We start from the raw sequence: 14,799 nt of genomic DNA, 5'->3' as shown, positions 1-14,799 counted from the left end.
CTTTCGCGGCTCCTCAGGATGAGGGCTGAGGGTATCACGCGATCCGCAGCCTTGCCGCCCGCTCGAACTTCACCGCGAAGGCGACGAGCGATTTGTCGGAGCCCTTGGGGCCGATCAGCGACAGCCCGAGCGGAGCGCCCTCGCGCTGCGCCACCGGCATCGTCACCTGCGGCAAGCCCGACAGGCCGGCGAGGCAGAGCAGGCGCAGAGCGCGGTTGCGGAAATCGTCGAGCTCCGGCTCCTGCGCGCTGACCAGCGGGGYGATGTCGGGCACTGTCGGCAGCAGCAGGACGCCATCGGAGCCGAGCAGCCGGGTGAGCTTGGCACGGAAGCTCTTGCGCACCGTTTCCCCCTTGGCGTGCTCGGCGTCGCTCACCGATTTCGAGAAGGCGAAGCGCTCGGCGACGCCGGGGCCCAGCGGGGGGCTGAAGCGCTCGATCATGGCGCCGTCCGATTCCCAGGCCTCGCGGCCCTGGATCCAGCGGAAGGCCCAGTAGAGCGCATCGAGATCGCGCGCGACCTTGACCGTCTCGGGCTGGCCGAGCGCCGGGATGGCGCGCTGCACCACGTTGCGCAGGATGTTCTCGGCCTCCGGCACGGCCTGGGCGAACATGTCGTCGGCCAGCAGCATGCGCGGGATTCCGGGCAGGGCGATGCGGTCCTTGCCGAAGACGGTCTCAGCGACACGCGCGAAGGTCTCGCCGTCGCGGGAAAACCAGCCGGGCGTGTCGAGGCTCTCCGAGAGCGGCCAGACGCGCTTCAGCGAAAGCCGGCCATGGCTCGGCCTGATGCCGAAGAGTCCGCCATAGCTCGCCGGCGCGCGCACCGAGCCGCCGGTGTCGGAGCCGAGCCCGATATCGGCGAGCCGGCCGGCGACCGCCGCCATCGAGCCCGAGGACGAGCCGCCGGTGATCCGGTCGGGCGCGGAGGGATTGATCGGCGAGCCGAAATGGGCGTTCTTGCCGTTGAGCGAGAAGGCGAGTTCGTCGGTATGGGTCTTGCCGACGAAGCGCGCGCCGGCGTCGAGCAGCGTCTTCACGATCGGCGCGGTCTTGGCCTTGATGCCCGATTGCGCCAGCACGATCGGCGAGCCCGCTCCTGTCGGATAACCCTTGACGTCGAACAGGTCCTTGACCGCCAGCGTCAGGCCGGCGAGCGGCCCCGACGAGGCGTGTTTCACCGCGACCTCGGGATAAGGCACGAAACAGCGGAAGGGGTCGTCGATAGGCATAGGCGTCAAAGTCCCCTGGCGTCGCCGTCGGAACGCGGGTCATGCGTGGCTTCGACATGACCCCTGGCGTGTTTGACCAGCATGCCGGCATGGCCGAACTGGTCGGAATAGGCTTCGCTGTATTCCTCGACCGCGTGGCCGGCCGCGGTCAACCGCGCCAGCAGCATCGGGTCGAAGCGGCTTTCCAGCTTCAGCGAGACCGAGCCCTCGCCCCAGGTCTTGCCGAGCAGCCAGCGGGGCGCATCGACGGCGGTGGCCGGGTTCTGGCCAAGCCGGTAGCGCGACAGTATCTGCGCCTGGAACTGCGGCTGGCCGTCTCCACCCATCGCGCCATAGGACATGATTCGTCCGTCGGCGAAGCGGGCCAGCGCCGGGTTCAGGGTGTGGAACGGCTTGCGGCCGGGCATCAGCGGGTTCAGCGCCTTCTTGTCGAGCGAGAAGGAGACGCCGCGGTTTTGCCAGTTCACGCCGGTCCTGGGCAGGATGCAGCCCGAGCCGTATTCCCAGTAGAGCGACTGGATATAGGACACCGCCATGCCCGAGGCGTCGATCGCGCCCATCCAGATGGTGTCGCCGTCGCCGGGTTTCGGCGGCCAGGGGGCGGCGCGCTTCCTGTCGATGGCTGCGGCCTCGCGGGCGAAGACGGCCTCGGTCAGGAAGCTCGCGGGATCGACCGTCATGTGGGCGGGGTCGGTGATAAAGCGGTCGCGGACCAGGAAGGCGCGCTTCACCGCCTCGACCAGCCCGTGATGATGGTCGAAGCCCTCGGCCCGGGAGACGCCGAGCTTCTCGAAGATGCCGAGGATCATCAGGGACGCCAGCCCCTGCGTGGGCGGCGGAAAATTATAGGCGGTCAGCCCGGGCAGCTGGACCGAAAGCGGCTGGACGAGGCGCGCCCTGAAGGCGGCCATATCTTCGCGGGTCACGGGCGCACCCATCGCGGCCAGATCGGCCCCGATCTCGCGGCCGATATCGCCACGATAGAAATCGTCGAGCCCGGCATCGGCGAGATGTTTCAGCGTCGCGCCGAGCGCGTCGGGCTTGCGGCGCGCGCCGGCCTTGGGCTGCTCGCCATCGGGCCAGAAGAAGCTCGAAAAGCCCGGCGCGAGCTTGGCGGCCTCGACCTGCTGCGGCCAGGTCCGCAGTTCCGAAGCCGAGATCGCATATCCTGCGTCGCAATGGCCGATCGCGTCTGCCAGAAGGTCCTTCAGCGGCATCCTGCCGCCGAGGCTCTTCGAGAGCTCGAGCGCGACCTGCCAGCCACCGATCGCGCCCGCGACGGTGAGGGCGGCGTCGGGCCCGCGCGCGGGAATCGTATCGTGGCCCATCTCGCGATAACGCTCGATCGTGGCGAGCGAGCCCGCCGGGCCGCAGGCCTCGATCGCGTGGACGCGGCCCTTGCCTCCGGGCTCGTGCACCAGCCAGAAGCCGTCGCCGCCGATCGCGTTCATATGCGGGTAGACCACCGCGATCGTGGCCGCCATGGCGACCATCGCCTCGATGGCGTTGCCGCCCTCGGCCAGGATGGCGCGTCCGGCCTCGGAGGCGAGATGGTGGGGCGCGGCGGTCGCGCCGGAGCCGAAGACAGGCGTCTCGATCATCAGGGTCTTTTCAAGCTGGATGGGACCACCCATCTCGCCTGGAGCGAGACGGCGCGTTTTGCCGCGAGGCTGCGATTTTGTTGCATGCCGCCGCCGCCTCCGCTAGGTCGTCGGGCGCATAAGTGTTTGAGGATCGAGAGCATGGCCGAAAAGCGCGGCAACGGGCGGACCCTGATCATGGTGGTTTCGCTAGGCATCCTGATCGCGGTCGAACTGTTCGGCGTCGCGCTCGCCTCCGGTTGGGCGCTGGCCGGGCTGTTCGATCTCGGCCATGTCTTCGGCTATGTGCTGATGGCGATCTTCTCGGTTATCGCCGGCTATGCGATGCTCAACCTGATGCGCCGCGTGCTCAAGGTCGAGCATCTGACCGATCACTGAGCCGTCGCTTCAGCCGCAGCGCCGGAGCACGACCGGGTCGGCGTCCTCAGGCAGATAATCGCCCATCGCCTTGCAAGCTCCCGCGATGCAGATCTGCCAGTCGGCGGTTGCACCCGAGCGGCGCATGACGACCTCCGGCAGCGCCGGCAGATCAGGCGTCCAGCGCCAGAAGCCGTCGATCAGCTTCGCGCCATCGGGCGGGTCCATACCGGCGCCGGAGCCCTCGATGCGGGCCTCGACCAGCCGCAGGCCCTCGGGCGTGTCGCGCCAGACCTCCTGCCACAGCGTCTTCTGCACGGAATGACGCCAGCCCAGCGTGATCTCGCCCGAGCCGAGCGCGACGACCAGCGCGCCGGCGGCGAGGCACAGGCTCATGCCGGAGCCAGCGCCGCCTGCTTGGCGCGCCAGAGATGCTGGCCGATCACGATAGCCGCCAGCACGAAGCCGACCTCGTCCGTCACCGGCAGGGCCAGTACCAGCGCCAGCGCGGCGGCGGCCGCGAGCAGGCGCTCCCAGACCAGCATGTCGCGTTTTAGAAAGCCGATTGTCGCCGCGCCCCACAGACAGATCGCCAGCAGCGTCTTGACGATGATGTAGGCGGCGGCGAGCGCGTAGGCGAAGCCGGTCTTGCCGTCGACGGGCTGCAGCATGAGCGCGGGGTCATAGACCGCCATGAACGGAATGACGAAGCCGGCCATGGCGATCTTCACCGCCTGAAAACCGATCTTGAAGCCCGATTCCTTGGCGATCGGCGCGGCTGCGAAGGCCGCCAGCGCCACCGGCGGGGTCAGATCCGCCATGATGCCGAAATAGAACACGAACATGTGGCTGACGATCAGCGGCACGCCGAGCTTGAGCAGGATCGGCGCGGCCAGCGACGAGGTGATGATGTAGTTCGGGATGGTCGGGATACCCATGCCGAGGATCAGGCTGACGATCATCGAGAGGACGAGCGCCAGGAACAGTGAATCGCGTCCGACCGCGACGACGGCGTTGCCAAAGATCGTGCCGATGCCGGTCAGCGTCATCGTGCCGATGACGATCCCGACGACGGCGCAGGCGATGCCCACGGGGATCGCCTGGCGCGCGCCGTCTGCAAGCGCCTCGCGGCAAGCGGTCACCGTCTCGGCGCCGCCTTTGGTGAAGAGATTTGCAAGAACCAGCAGCACCACCAGCCCGACGATCACGAGGATGCCGTACCAGAAGAAGAAACTGCAGAGCAGGCCGAGCGCGACCCAGAACAGCACGCGCACCGCAATCGCGCCGATGCCGAGCGCAAGCGAGCCGCCGAGGATCAGGACGACGGTGAGCGCGAGGCCGACGGAGCCCGAGAACAGTGGCGTGTAGCCTGCAAAGAGCAGGTAGACGAGCACGGCCAAAGGCAGGATCAGGAACCATTTCTGCGCCAGCGCCTTGCCGGCGCTGGGCAGTTCCGAGCGGGGCAGGCCGACCAGCCCTCGCTTGCCGGCTTCCAGATGCACAGCCAGGAAGGCCGCGGCGTAATAGAGGATCGCGGGCACGATCGCCGCCTGCACGACCGCGGCATAGGGCACGTCGATGGTCTCGGCCATGATAAAGGCGACGGCGCCCATGACCGGCGGCATCAACTGGCCGCCCATCGAGGCCGTGGCCTCGACGCCGCCGGCGAAGGCTGCCTTGTAGCCGAAGCGCTTCATCAGCGGAATCGTGAACTGGCCGGTCGAGACGACATTGGCGACGCCCGACCCCGAGATCGTGCCCATCAGCGCCGATGAGAAGACCGCGACCTTGGCCGGACCGCCGCGCGCTCCGCCGAACAGGCCCATGGCGATGTCGGTGAAGAGCTGGATCATGCCGGCCCGCTCGAGGAACGAGCCGAACAGGATGAAGAGGAAGATGAAGGTCGCGGAGACGCCGGTCGGAGTCGAATAAATGCCCTCCGTGCCGAATGACATGTGCTCGATGACCTGGTCGAGCGAATAGCCGCGATGATTCAGGGGCGAGGGCAGGTAGTTGCCGAACAGGCAATAGGACAGGAACAGGCCGGACACGATCGGCAGCGCCGGCCCCATGAAGCGCCAGCAGATCACGAACAGGACCGCGATCGCTGCGATGCCGACGACCAGGTCGGCGTGGGTCACCTCGCCGGCGCGCGCGATCAGGTCCTCGTAGAACATCCAGTGGTAGACGCCGATGCCGAAGCCGGCCACGGCGAGGACCCAGGCGGCTGCCGCGGCGATGCGGGTGCCGCTCTTGTGCTGCGCGAGCAGGCCGCCCGCGACGAGACAGAGAAAGCCGACATGCAGCGTGCGCAGAATCTGGTTGGGGATCGAGCCGCCGAAGCGGGCGAGCAGTTCGACGATGACGACGAGCGGAATCCAGGCGAGCAGCATGCCGGCATAGCCGCGCCCGCGCACCGCCTGAACCAGGATCGCGACGAGCCAGAGCATCATCGTTCCGCGCAGCAGGTCGATGATGCTGATGCCGGCGAAGCGATGGTCGAGCGGAACGTTGAAGGCCGTCGCGATCTGGAACAGAGAAAAACCGACCGCGATCCAGAACAGCAATTGCCCCGGCCAGCCGGGGCCGAAGCCCGGCGGCAGACCGTGCTCGGGATCGAGCAGGATTTCCGGCTTGTCGGCTGTCACGCCGCCGATGTCGGGAACGGCAAGCGGCTTGATCTCGTCCTGGCTCATTGTCGTTCCCCGATATCCCGCCGCCTTCGACAGGCAGTCTTGCAGTCCCGTTACAGACAAAAGGCGGGGCCGGTCAAACCGGCCCCGCCTTGACGATGCTTCAGGTCGTGACGCGTCAGGAGCCGACCTTCATGCCCTTCTCCTTGAAATAGCGCGCCGCGCCGGGATGCAGCGGTATGGGCATGCCTTCGAGCGCGCTTTCGAGTTTGATCGAGCGTGCAGCCGAGTGGGCGGCGACGAGATCGCCGAGGTTGTCGTAGATCGTCTTGGTCATCTGGTAGACGGTCTCTTCCTTCATGCCCTCATGGGTCACGAGGTAGTTGACCACCGCGGCTGCCGGCACGGCTGCCGTCTGGCCGGTATAGGTGTTGGCCGGGATCGACACTTTGATGAAGGGCGCGCCGGCCTTGTCGACGACCGCGGCTGGAACCTCGACAACGGTGATCTCGACCGAGGTCGAGAGATCGCGCAGCGAGGCGACGCCGAGACCCGCCGATTGCAGCGTGGCGTCGAGCTGGCGGTTCTTCATCAGCTCGACCGATTCCGCGAAGGGCAGATATTCGATCTTGCCGAGGTCCTTATAGCTCATGCCGGCGGCGGCGAGGATCGCGCGGGCGTTGAGCTCGGTCCCCGATTTCGGAGCGCCGACCGAAAGGCGCTTGCCCTTGAGATCGGCCAGCGTCTTGATGCCGCTGTCCTTGGAGGCGACGATCTGGATGTAGTTGGGGTAGATCGCGGTGATGCCGCGCAGCTTCTTCAGCGGCGTCTTGAAACCCGCATCCTCATCGCCCTTCCAGGCCGCATCGAGCGAGTCGCCGAGCGTGAAGGCGATCTCGCCCTTGCCCTGCTGTAGCAGCACGAGGTTCTCGACCGAGGCCTTGGTCGCCTGCACGGTGGGACGAACGTTTGCGATCTTCTCGCCGTAGATCTTCGAGAGCGCCACGCCCATCGGATAGTAGACGCCCGAAGTGCCGCCGGTCAGCACATTGATGAAATCCTCGGCGCGGGCCGACATGGGAGCCGCAACAAGCAGAGCCGCAGCGGCGATGCCCGCCAGGCGGCGGCCAAATACGAACGTGGTCATGAAACCTCCCGATCCAGATCTTCCGGCACGGACGGCCGAACTGAGCCTGTTGTAGAGCAGGCGAGCCGTCGAGGGAAAGCCGAAGAAAGTCGCATGGGCATCGCCCCTCCTCACGTCGAGGCGATGTTTTTGCCATGTTCCTGCGGCAAGCGGCTGGTTGCGTCATTCCGGAGGCTGCCTATCTTTTGCCTGCCGCCGCCGTCGCCCTTGCGCATTGTTGCTCTTGCCCGGTGTTGTGCATGCACGGTGTTGTACTTGCCCAAGCGACAGGTTAGCCCCGACAGTCACCCGTCCGCGCCCGAGCCCGAGAGTCCAAGCCCCGATGCCCTCCCGTACCGCAAAGCCCGCCCTCGACCGCCGCACGCTGCTTGCGAGCGCCGGCGCAACCGCGACGCTCGCCGCGCTCGGGTTCTCGCCGGCGGCGCTGGCGCAGCAGGGGCTGAAGCTCGGCGCGGCCGAGGCGTTCAGTTTCGAGGGCCTGAAGCAGCGGGCGCGCGATCTCGCGGGCAAGCCCTATGAGCCGCCCCCGCCGCCGCGCGCCGACGTGCTGGAGCGGATCGACTATGACGCCCATGGCAAGATCAGGTTCAAGCCGGAGATGGCTTTGTGGGCCGACGGCCCGTCGCCCTGGCCGGTGACGTTCTTCCATCTCGGCCGCTATTTCCAGAAGCCGGTTCGGATTCATGTCGTCGACGCCGGGCAGGCGCGCGAGATCGTCTATGACGAGAGCTATTTCGAGATGCCGGCGGATTCGCCGGCCAAGGAGCTGCCGCCCGGCGCGGGCTTTGCCGGCTTCCGCTTCCAGGAAAGCCGCTCGGAACATCCCGGCCGCAAGGGCGAAAAGCTCGACTGGAAGAAGAACGACTGGGTCGCGTTTCTCGGTGCGTCCTATTTCCGGGCCATCGGCGAACTCTACCAGTACGGTCTCTCGGCGCGTGGGCTGGCGATCGACCCCGCCGTTGGCGGAAAGCCCGAGGAATTCCCCGACTTCACCCATGTCTGGCTGGAGACGCCGCAGGAGGCGTCCGAATATGTCGTCGTCAACGCGTTGCTCTCAGGCGCCAGCGTGGCCGGCGCCTACCGCTTCCGGATGCACCGCGCCAAGGGCGTGACGATGGAGATCGAGACCGCGCTCTATCTGCGCCGGGACATCGCGCGGCTGGGCATCGCGCCGCTGACCTCGATGTACTGGTACTCCGAGACGGCGAAATCGACCGCCGTCGACTGGCGTCCCGAGGTGCATGATTCCGACGGGCTCGCGCTCTGGACCGGAACGGGCGAGCGCGCCTTCAGGCCGCTCAACAATCCCGGCCGCACGATGGCCTCGGCCTTCATGGATGCGGGTCCGAAAGGCTTCGGGCTGGTGCAGCGCGACCGCGAGGTCGGGCATTATCTCGACGGCGTGTTCTACGAGCGCCGGCCGAGCCTGTGGGTCGAGACGCAAGGCGACTGGGGCAAGGGCGCGGTCCAGCTCATCGAAATCCCGACCGACGACGAGATCCACGACAACATCGTCGCGATGTGGGTGCCCGATGGTCCAGCCCGGGCCGGCGCGTCCTATGCCTTCCGCTACAAGCTGCACTGGCTCGCCGACGAACCTTTCGTGCCCGCGCTCGGCCGGGTCGTGGCGACGCGGCTCGGCAATGGCGGCCAGCCCGGCACGGTCCGCCCGAAGGGCGTGCGAAAATTCATGGTCGAGTTCAAGGGCCCGGCGCTGGAAAGCGTGCCGTTCGGCGTGAAGCCGGAGGTCGTGCTCTCGGCCTCGCGCGGAACCTTCTCCTACGTCTTCGCCGAGGCCGTGCCCAATGACGTACCCGGTCACTGGCGGGCGCAGTTCGACCTCACGGTCGACGGCAACGACCCCGTCGAGATGCGATGCTTCCTGCGCGGTGGAGATGCGGTGCTGACCGAGACCTGGCTGTATCAGTACCTGCCGTTTTGATCAGACGGCCGTTCTGATCAAACGGACTTGCCGATCAAATGGACTTGCCGATCAAACGGCCTTGCGCAGCGCCATATTGATCCGACCCTGCCAGCCCGGGCCGGTGGCACGAAAACGTTCGATGATGTCGACGTCGAGACGCAAAGTTATCTGCTGCTTGGGCCTGTCCGCCTTGGGTCGACCGCGCCCACGCCGCAGTAGGACGCCGGCATGATGGACATCTGCGCCGTCGAACCAGGCGTCCGTGAGTTCGGGCGCGTCATCGGGATCAACCCATTCGGCTTCCGTAGCGCTCTTGTTCCCTGTCATTGGCTTTTCTCATGCTGATGTTGCGGCGCGCATCATCCCGTTACGTCCAGACGATCACAACCATACGCCCGTCGAGAGTACCGACCGTGATGAAGCGCGCCTCGCCATAATCGATGCGATCATCTTCCCGGGTGAAAGTCAGGCTGACGAAAACCTCAGCAACTCGCGCAAAATCCAGCCCGCGATGAGCTAGGGTCTGGGCGCGTTTGGCCTCGTCGTAAACCAGCTTCGCGATTTAATGTAACTCCAGATAATCGAAATGCCATGGCTGTTCTTTTCCGACTGCGACTTCAAGCCGAATGCGCGGCCCTGCTTGCCGGATGCTTCGCGTAACATTATATCATCCCATATGAGCCATTCGTACGTCCACATCCATCGCGCCGTCTCGGACGATCCGGGCTGGTCGCTTTTGCGTCTCTCGGTCTGGCAGCGGCTCGGCATCGCACTTGTCGTGATCGCCGTGGTCTGGGCGACGACGCTCGCCGTGATTTTGTGACGAGAGTAACCGTGCCCGCCATCCGCCTCGACGACCTGACGCTCGGCTATGACCGCCATCCGGCGGTGCATCATCTCAGCGGCGAGATCGCCACGGGCAGCCTGACCGCGATCGTCGGTCCCAATGGCGCGGGCAAGTCGACCCTGCTGAAGGGCATCGCCGGTGCGCTCTCGCCGCTCGATGGCGGGCTGACGCTGGCGCGCGGCAAGCGGCTCGCCTATCTGCCGCAATCGGCCGATCTCGACCGCTCCTTCCCGATTCACGTCTACGATCTCGTTGCCATGGGGCTATGGGGCTCTGCCGGGATTTTCGGCCGCATCGGGCTTGGTGCGAAGGCCAAGGTCGAGCAGGCGATCGCCGCTGTCGGGCTGACCGGCTTCGAGCGCCGGCCGATCGGCAATCTGTCGGGCGGCCAGATGCAGCGCGTGCTGTTCGCCCGCCTGCTGCTGCAGGACGCCGATATCATCCTGCTCGACGAACCCTTCACTGCGATCGACGCCCGCACCACCGCCGACCTGCTGGCGCTGGTCCAGCGCTGGCATGGCGAGGCGCGAACGGTCGTCGCCGTGCTGCACGACATCGAGACGGTGCGTCGCGCCTTCCCGCAGACGCTGCTGCTGGCGCGCGAGACCGTGGCGTGGGGCGCGACCGCCGAGGTGCTCACCCCCGCCAACCTGCTCAAGGCGCGCCAGATGGTCGAGGCCTTCGACAGCCACGCGCCGGTGTGTGAGAGCGCGGCGGCGTGAGGGCCTCTGGCCAGGGTTTCTGACCTGCATTGAAAGCGCCGGGTCGTCCCGGGCGACCGCAGGGAGACCCGGGACCCATTCCTGAACGCTGTTCGGAGAGGTTCCGGAATGGGTCCCGGGTCTTCGCTTCGCTGCGCCCGGGACGACCCGGYGAGTTCTAAGCTGAATTGAGAAGACCGGATGTTATACGACCTCTTCATCGGCCCTTTCGCCGAATTCGACTTCATGCGCCGGGCGCTGGTCGGAATCCTCGCTCTGTCGGTTTCGGGAGCGCCGATCGGCGTGTTCCTGATGCTGCGACGGATGAGCCTGACCGGGGATGCGATGGCGCATGCGATCCTGCCCGGTGCTGCGATCGGCTATCTCGTCGCCGGCTTCTCCCTGCCGGCCATGACGATCGGCGGGCTGGCGGCGGGCTTTGCCGTGGCGCTGGCGGCGGGCGCGGTTGCGCGGCTCACAGTGATGAAGGAGGACGCCTCGCTGGCGGCGTTCTACCTGATCTCGCTGGCGCTGGGCGTCACCATCGTTTCGCTGCGCGGTTCGGCGATCGACCTGTTCCATGTCCTGTTCGGCAATGTGCTGGCGCTCGACGACGACGTGCTCGTGCTGCTGGCGAGCGTGGCAACCCTGACGCTGGCGGCGCTGGCGGCGCTTTACCGGCCGCTCGTGCTGGAATGCGTCGATCCCGGCTTCCTGCGCTCGGTCAGCCGCTCGGGCGGCGTCGTGCATCTGGCTTTCCTTGGGCTCGTGGTCCTGAACCTCGTCGCGGGCTTCCATGCGCTGGGGACGCTTCTGGCGGTCGGGCTGATGATGCTCCCGGCCGCTGCCGCCCGGTTCTGGACCGCCGACATAACGCGCCTGATCCTGCTCGCATCGGGCTTCGGCATGGTCTCCGGCTATGCCGGCCTCGTGGTGTCCTATGCCGCCGGCAGCAATCTCCCGGCCGGCCCGGCGATCATTCTGGCCGCCGGCGCGCTCTATCTCGGCTCGCTCCTGACCGGCTCGCAGGGCGGCCTTGCAAGACGGTTGGCAAGACGGCTCTTGCCTGCACCCCATCTCCAGCGCTAGTAATGTTATAGTGTTTCATTATTTGCTGGAGAGACCCATGCCGAACCGTCGCGCGCTGCTGGCCGGCCTTGCCGCCGGACTGATCCTGTCCACCGCTCCGCTGATGGCGCGGGCGCAGGAAAAACTGCCGGTCGTGGCGAGTTTTTCGATCCTCGGCGATTTCGTCAGGGAGATCGGAGCCGAGCGCGTGTCCGTGACGACGCTGGTCGGCCCCAACGGCGACGCGCATGTCTATTCGCCGACGCCCGCCGACGCCAAGAGCATGGCGGGCGCGAAGCTGATCGTCGTCAACGGGCTCAGCTTCGAGGGCTGGATGACCCGGCTGATCAAATCCTCGGGCGCAAAGGGGTCAGTCGCCACCGCGACGAAGGGCGTCTCGCCGCAGAAGCTGCCCGATGGGGACGAGCCCGGCAAGAAGGACGCGCATGGTCACGATCACGCCGGCAAGGACGACCCCCATGCCTGGCAGAGCGTCGCCAACGCCAAAATCTACATCGCCAATATCCGCGACGCACTGAGCGCGGCCGACCCTGCCGGAAAGGCGGACTTCGAGGCCAATGCGAGCGCCTATATGGCGAAGCTCGACGCAGTCGACGGCGAGATCAGGGCGGCTGTGGCGCGCATTCCCGCCGACCGGCGCAAGGCGATCACCTCGCATGACGCCTTCGGCTACTTCATCAAGGCCTATGGCATCGCCTTCATCGCGCCACAGGGCGTCTCGACCGAGGCCGAGGCCTCGGCCAAGGACGTAGGCCGCATCATCCGGCAGATCAAAGCCGAGAAAATCCCCGCCGTCTTCCTCGAAAACGTCACCAATCCCCGGCTGGTCGAGCAGATTGCCAAGGAGAGCGGCGCCAAGATCGGCGGCCGGATCTACTCCGACGCGCTTTCGGAGGCGTCCGGCCCGGCCGGGACTTACATCGCGATGATGAAACACAATATAAGCCAGATCGAGAAGGCGCTCGGCGCCGGCCCGGTCTAATCGCCGGCTCTACCTCCAGCCCTCATCCTGAGGAGCCGCGTCGGCGGCGTCTCGAAGGATGATCCAGAAGGCGCTGGAGCATCCTTCGAGACGCGGGCTTGCGCCCGCTCCTCAGGATGAGGGCTGTAAGTTTGGAGCGGCCCGTTTGAAGCGTTTGAAGCCAAGGTCAAACCAATGTCCGAGAAAATCCCCGTCACGGTGCTCACAGGCTATCTGGGCGCCGGCAAGACCACGCTCCTCAACCGCATCCTGACCGAGGACCACGGCAAGAAATTCGCCGTCATCGTCAACGAGTTCGGCGAGGCCGGCATCGATGGCGACCTCGTCGTCGGCGCCGATGAGGAAATCTTCGAGATGAACAACGGTTGCATCTGCTGCACCGTGCGCGGCGACCTGATCCGCATCCTCGACGGGCTGATGAAGCGCAAGGGCAAGTTTGACGCGATCATCGTCGAGACCACGGGCCTCGCCGACCCCGCCCCGGTCGCGCAGACCTTCTTCGTCGACCAGGATGTCGGCGACGCCACCCGGCTCGACGCCGTCATCACCGTCACCGACGCGAAATGGCTGACCGAACGGCTGAAGGACGCGCCGGAAGCCAAGAACCAGATCGCCTTCGCCGACGTCATCATCCTCAACAAGGTCGATCTCGTCTCGGCTGAGGAACTGGCCGAGGTCGAGGCGCGCATCCGCGCCATCAACCCCTACGCCAAGCTGCACAAGACGACGCGCTGCGATATCGGCATCGACAAGCTGCTCGACCGCAACGCCTTCGATCTCGACCGCATCCTCGACATCGAACCTGATTTCCTCGAATCGGGCCACCATCATCACCATTCCGACGAGGTTCGCTCGATGTCGTTCACGCTGCCCGGCGATGTCGACCCCGAGAAGTTCATGCCGTGGATTAACGATGTCAGCCAGGCGCAGGGCCCCAACATCCTGCGCTCCAAGGGCATCCTCGCCTTCAAGGACGAGCCGCGCCGCTTCGTCTTCCAGGGCGTGCACATGATCCTCGACGGCGATCTCCAGCGCGACTGGAAGACCGACGAGGCGCGCACCTCGCGCCTCGTCTTCATCGGGCGCGATCTCGACGAGGCGGCCCTGCGCAAGGGGTTTTTGGCCTGCGCGGCGTGAGGCGTTCGTCATGGTCGGGCTTGACCCGACCATCTCGGAAACCAGTGCCTTCTTGTCCTGAGATTCTCGGTTCGGCGCGATGCGCCGCCCGAGAATGACGCGTCGCACCACTCGAAATAGTTTGCTAGACCGGCCCCATGAACACCACAGTCAACCCCGTCTCGCTGCGCGAGCATGTCGTCCCCGTCGAGGCCGGGGCGCATGTCGTTGCGGCGCATTGGCTGAAATCGACGCTTGCGCTGGCGCTCGCAGACGGGCGCGTGCTGCGCTGGCGGGATGGCGCGGCCGACGCGGTCGAGGCCCATGCCGGCGGCATTCTCTCCGCCTGCGCCGATGGCGAGCGTATCATCACCGGTGGCGATGACGGGCGCGTCGTCGCGCTGACAGGCGATGGCGGGCCGCAGGAACTGGCGCGTGACGAGAAGCGCCGCTGGATCGATGCGGTGACGCTGTCGGCTTCGGGCAGCCTTGCCTGGAACACGGGCCGCACCGTCCATGCCCGCGACGACAAGGGCAAGGTCCGCTCGCTCGACGTCGCCTCGACGCCGCAGGGTCTGGTCTTCGCCCCGAAAGGCTACCGGCTCGGCATCGCGCAGATGAACGGCGTCTCGCTGTGGTATCCCAACACCGAGGCCAAGCCCGAATTCCTCGAATGGAAGGGCTCGCATCTCGACCTCGTCTGGTCGTCGGATGGACGCTTCGTCGTCTCCTCCATGCAGGAGAACGCATTGCATGGCTGGCGGCTCGGCGAAAAGCCGAGCCATATGCGCATGACCGGCTACCCGTCCAAGCCGCGCTCGCTGTCCTGGTCGCATGATGGCCTATGGCTCGCCTCGAGCGGGGCGGATGCCGCCATCATCTGGCCGTTCCAGGGTGAGGGGCCGACCGGCAAGGCCCCACGTGAATGCGGCGCACGCCACGCCAAGGTTTCGCAGGTCGCGTTTCACCCCAAGGCGCTGGTGCTGGCCGTGGGCTATGACGATGGCTGCATCCTGATGATCCGGCTCACCGACGCCTCGGAATTGCTGGTCTGGCCGGCGCAAAAAGGCAGCGGCGTCACCGCCTTCGCCTGGGACAAGCTCGGCAAGCGCCTCGCCTTCGGCACGGAAGACGGCATGGCCGGCGTGCTGACGCTGCCGGCGGCCTGAGC

General features: G+C 66.4%; 15 protein-coding genes. 8 read left to right on the top strand and 7 right to left on the bottom strand.

The window, feature by feature from the left end; genetic code table 11:
* Nucleotides 1-34: 34 nt before the first annotated feature.
* A complete protein-coding gene (locus AC1DZY_RS02855; RefSeq protein WP_476818539.1) occupies nt 35-1,231 on the bottom strand; it encodes an amidase in 1,197 nt (398 codons plus the stop codon).
* Between the two features lie 5 nt (nt 1,232-1,236).
* Nucleotides 1,237-2,832, bottom strand: coding sequence for a gamma-glutamyltransferase family protein (locus tag AC1DZY_RS02850; protein ID WP_476818538.1), 1,596 nt, complete (start codon nt 2,830-2,832; stop codon nt 1,237-1,239).
* Between the two features lie 141 nt (nt 2,833-2,973).
* Between AC1DZY_RS02850 and AC1DZY_RS02845 the strand changes: the two genes are divergently transcribed.
* Nucleotides 2,974-3,210 carry a hypothetical protein gene (locus AC1DZY_RS02845; RefSeq protein WP_476818537.1) on the top strand — a complete coding sequence of 79 codons (237 nt, stop codon included), beginning with the start codon at nt 2,974-2,976 and terminating at the stop codon, nt 3,208-3,210.
* Nucleotides 3,211-3,219: 9 nt separating this feature from the next.
* On the opposite strand, the gene AC1DZY_RS02840 is transcribed toward AC1DZY_RS02845, so the two are convergent.
* From AC1DZY_RS02840 to AC1DZY_RS02830, 3 genes are all read right to left on the bottom strand, one after another.
* Nucleotides 3,220-3,585: a DUF1850 domain-containing protein gene (locus tag AC1DZY_RS02840; RefSeq protein WP_476818536.1), complete on the bottom strand. Its 366-nt coding sequence runs from the start codon at nt 3,583-3,585 to the stop codon at nt 3,220-3,222.
* Nucleotides 3,582-5,885: a TRAP transporter permease gene (locus AC1DZY_RS02835; protein ID WP_476818535.1), complete on the bottom strand. Its 2,304-nt coding sequence runs from the start codon at nt 5,883-5,885 to the stop codon at nt 3,582-3,584. The genes AC1DZY_RS02840 and AC1DZY_RS02835 overlap by 4 nt, the downstream gene beginning before the upstream one ends.
* A 115-nt stretch (nt 5,886-6,000) precedes the next feature.
* On the bottom strand, nt 6,001-6,969 hold the full coding sequence (locus AC1DZY_RS02830) for a TAXI family TRAP transporter solute-binding subunit (RefSeq protein ID WP_476818534.1): 969 nt from the start codon (nt 6,967-6,969) through the stop codon (nt 6,001-6,003).
* 322 nt (nt 6,970-7,291) lie between these two features.
* On the opposite strand from AC1DZY_RS02830, the gene AC1DZY_RS02825 reads away from it, so the two are divergent.
* Nucleotides 7,292-8,911, top strand: coding sequence for an OpgD/OpgG family glucan biosynthesis protein (locus AC1DZY_RS02825; RefSeq protein ID WP_476818533.1), 1,620 nt, complete (start codon nt 7,292-7,294; stop codon nt 8,909-8,911).
* A gap of 51 nt (nt 8,912-8,962) precedes the next feature.
* Here the strand turns inward: AC1DZY_RS02825 and AC1DZY_RS02820 are convergent, their stop codons facing one another.
* Together AC1DZY_RS02820 and AC1DZY_RS02815 are read right to left on the bottom strand one after the other, a co-directional pair.
* Nucleotides 8,963-9,220, bottom strand: coding sequence for a BrnA antitoxin family protein (locus tag AC1DZY_RS02820; protein ID WP_476818532.1), 258 nt, complete (start codon nt 9,218-9,220; stop codon nt 8,963-8,965).
* 40 nt (nt 9,221-9,260) lie between these two features.
* Entirely contained in the window at nt 9,261-9,446 is a 186-nt protein-coding gene (locus AC1DZY_RS02815; protein ID WP_476818790.1) for a BrnT family toxin, read from the bottom strand.
* A gap of 123 nt (nt 9,447-9,569) precedes the next feature.
* Here AC1DZY_RS02815 and AC1DZY_RS02810 point away from each other — a divergent pair, with 123 nt between their 5' ends.
* The 6 genes from AC1DZY_RS02810 to AC1DZY_RS02785 all read left to right on the top strand — a co-directional run bounded on the left by AC1DZY_RS02810 (nt 9,570) and on the right by AC1DZY_RS02785 (nt 14,797).
* Nucleotides 9,570-9,716, top strand: coding sequence for a hypothetical protein (locus AC1DZY_RS02810; protein ID WP_476818531.1), 147 nt, complete (start codon nt 9,570-9,572; stop codon nt 9,714-9,716).
* An 11-nt stretch (nt 9,717-9,727) separates the two neighbouring features.
* A complete protein-coding gene (gene aztA, locus AC1DZY_RS02805) occupies nt 9,728-10,462 on the top strand; it encodes a zinc ABC transporter ATP-binding protein AztA (protein WP_476818530.1) in 735 nt (244 codons plus the stop codon).
* A 180-nt stretch (nt 10,463-10,642) separates the two neighbouring features.
* Nucleotides 10,643-11,530: a metal ABC transporter permease gene (locus AC1DZY_RS02800; RefSeq protein WP_476818529.1), complete on the top strand. Its 888-nt coding sequence runs from the start codon at nt 10,643-10,645 to the stop codon at nt 11,528-11,530.
* Between the two features lie 37 nt (nt 11,531-11,567).
* Nucleotides 11,568-12,512 (top strand): metal ABC transporter substrate-binding protein, encoded by a 945-nt coding sequence (locus AC1DZY_RS02795; protein ID WP_476818528.1) that lies wholly within the window; start codon nt 11,568-11,570, stop codon nt 12,510-12,512.
* Nucleotides 12,513-12,686: 174 nt separating this feature from the next.
* Nucleotides 12,687-13,649 (top strand): CobW family GTP-binding protein, encoded by a 963-nt coding sequence (locus AC1DZY_RS02790; protein WP_476818527.1) that lies wholly within the window; start codon nt 12,687-12,689, stop codon nt 13,647-13,649.
* Nucleotides 13,650-13,786: 137 nt separating this feature from the next.
* Entirely contained in the window at nt 13,787-14,797 is a 1,011-nt protein-coding gene (locus tag AC1DZY_RS02785) for a WD40 repeat domain-containing protein (RefSeq protein ID WP_476818526.1), read from the top strand.
* Nucleotides 14,798-14,799: the final 2 nt, after the last annotated feature.

This window comes from Allobosea sp. P2_A10 (assembly GCF_056405115.1).
The sequence above is the reverse complement of the archived record's forward strand: the minus strand, read 5'-3'. Positions and strand labels throughout refer to the sequence as shown.

Excerpts from the sequence above, each read along its gene's own strand:
- AC1DZY_RS02840 (WP_476818536.1), bottom strand. The coding sequence starts at position 3,585 with ATGAGCCTGTGCCTCGCCGCCGGCGCGCTGGTCGTCGCGCTCGGCTCG.
- AC1DZY_RS02785 (WP_476818526.1), top strand. The coding sequence starts at position 13,787 with ATGAACACCACAGTCAACCCCGTCTCGCTGCGCGAGCATGTCGTCCCC.
- AC1DZY_RS02820 (WP_476818532.1), bottom strand. The coding sequence starts at position 9,220 with ATGACAGGGAACAAGAGCGCTACGGAAGCCGAATGGGTTGATCCCGAT.
- AC1DZY_RS02825 (WP_476818533.1), top strand. The coding sequence starts at position 7,292 with ATGCCCTCCCGTACCGCAAAGCCCGCCCTCGACCGCCGCACGCTGCTT.
- AC1DZY_RS02800 (WP_476818529.1), top strand. The coding sequence starts at position 10,643 with ATGTTATACGACCTCTTCATCGGCCCTTTCGCCGAATTCGACTTCATG.
- AC1DZY_RS02845 (WP_476818537.1), top strand. The coding sequence starts at position 2,974 with ATGGCCGAAAAGCGCGGCAACGGGCGGACCCTGATCATGGTGGTTTCG.
- AC1DZY_RS02835 (WP_476818535.1), bottom strand. The coding sequence starts at position 5,885 with ATGAGCCAGGACGAGATCAAGCCGCTTGCCGTTCCCGACATCGGCGGC.
- AC1DZY_RS02830 (WP_476818534.1), bottom strand. The coding sequence starts at position 6,969 with ATGACCACGTTCGTATTTGGCCGCCGCCTGGCGGGCATCGCCGCTGCG.
- AC1DZY_RS02810 (WP_476818531.1), top strand. The coding sequence starts at position 9,570 with ATGAGCCATTCGTACGTCCACATCCATCGCGCCGTCTCGGACGATCCG.
- AC1DZY_RS02850 (WP_476818538.1), bottom strand. The coding sequence starts at position 2,832 with ATGATCGAGACGCCTGTCTTCGGCTCCGGCGCGACCGCCGCGCCCCAC.
- AC1DZY_RS02795 (WP_476818528.1), top strand. The coding sequence starts at position 11,568 with ATGCCGAACCGTCGCGCGCTGCTGGCCGGCCTTGCCGCCGGACTGATC.
- AC1DZY_RS02790 (WP_476818527.1), top strand. The coding sequence starts at position 12,687 with ATGTCCGAGAAAATCCCCGTCACGGTGCTCACAGGCTATCTGGGCGCC.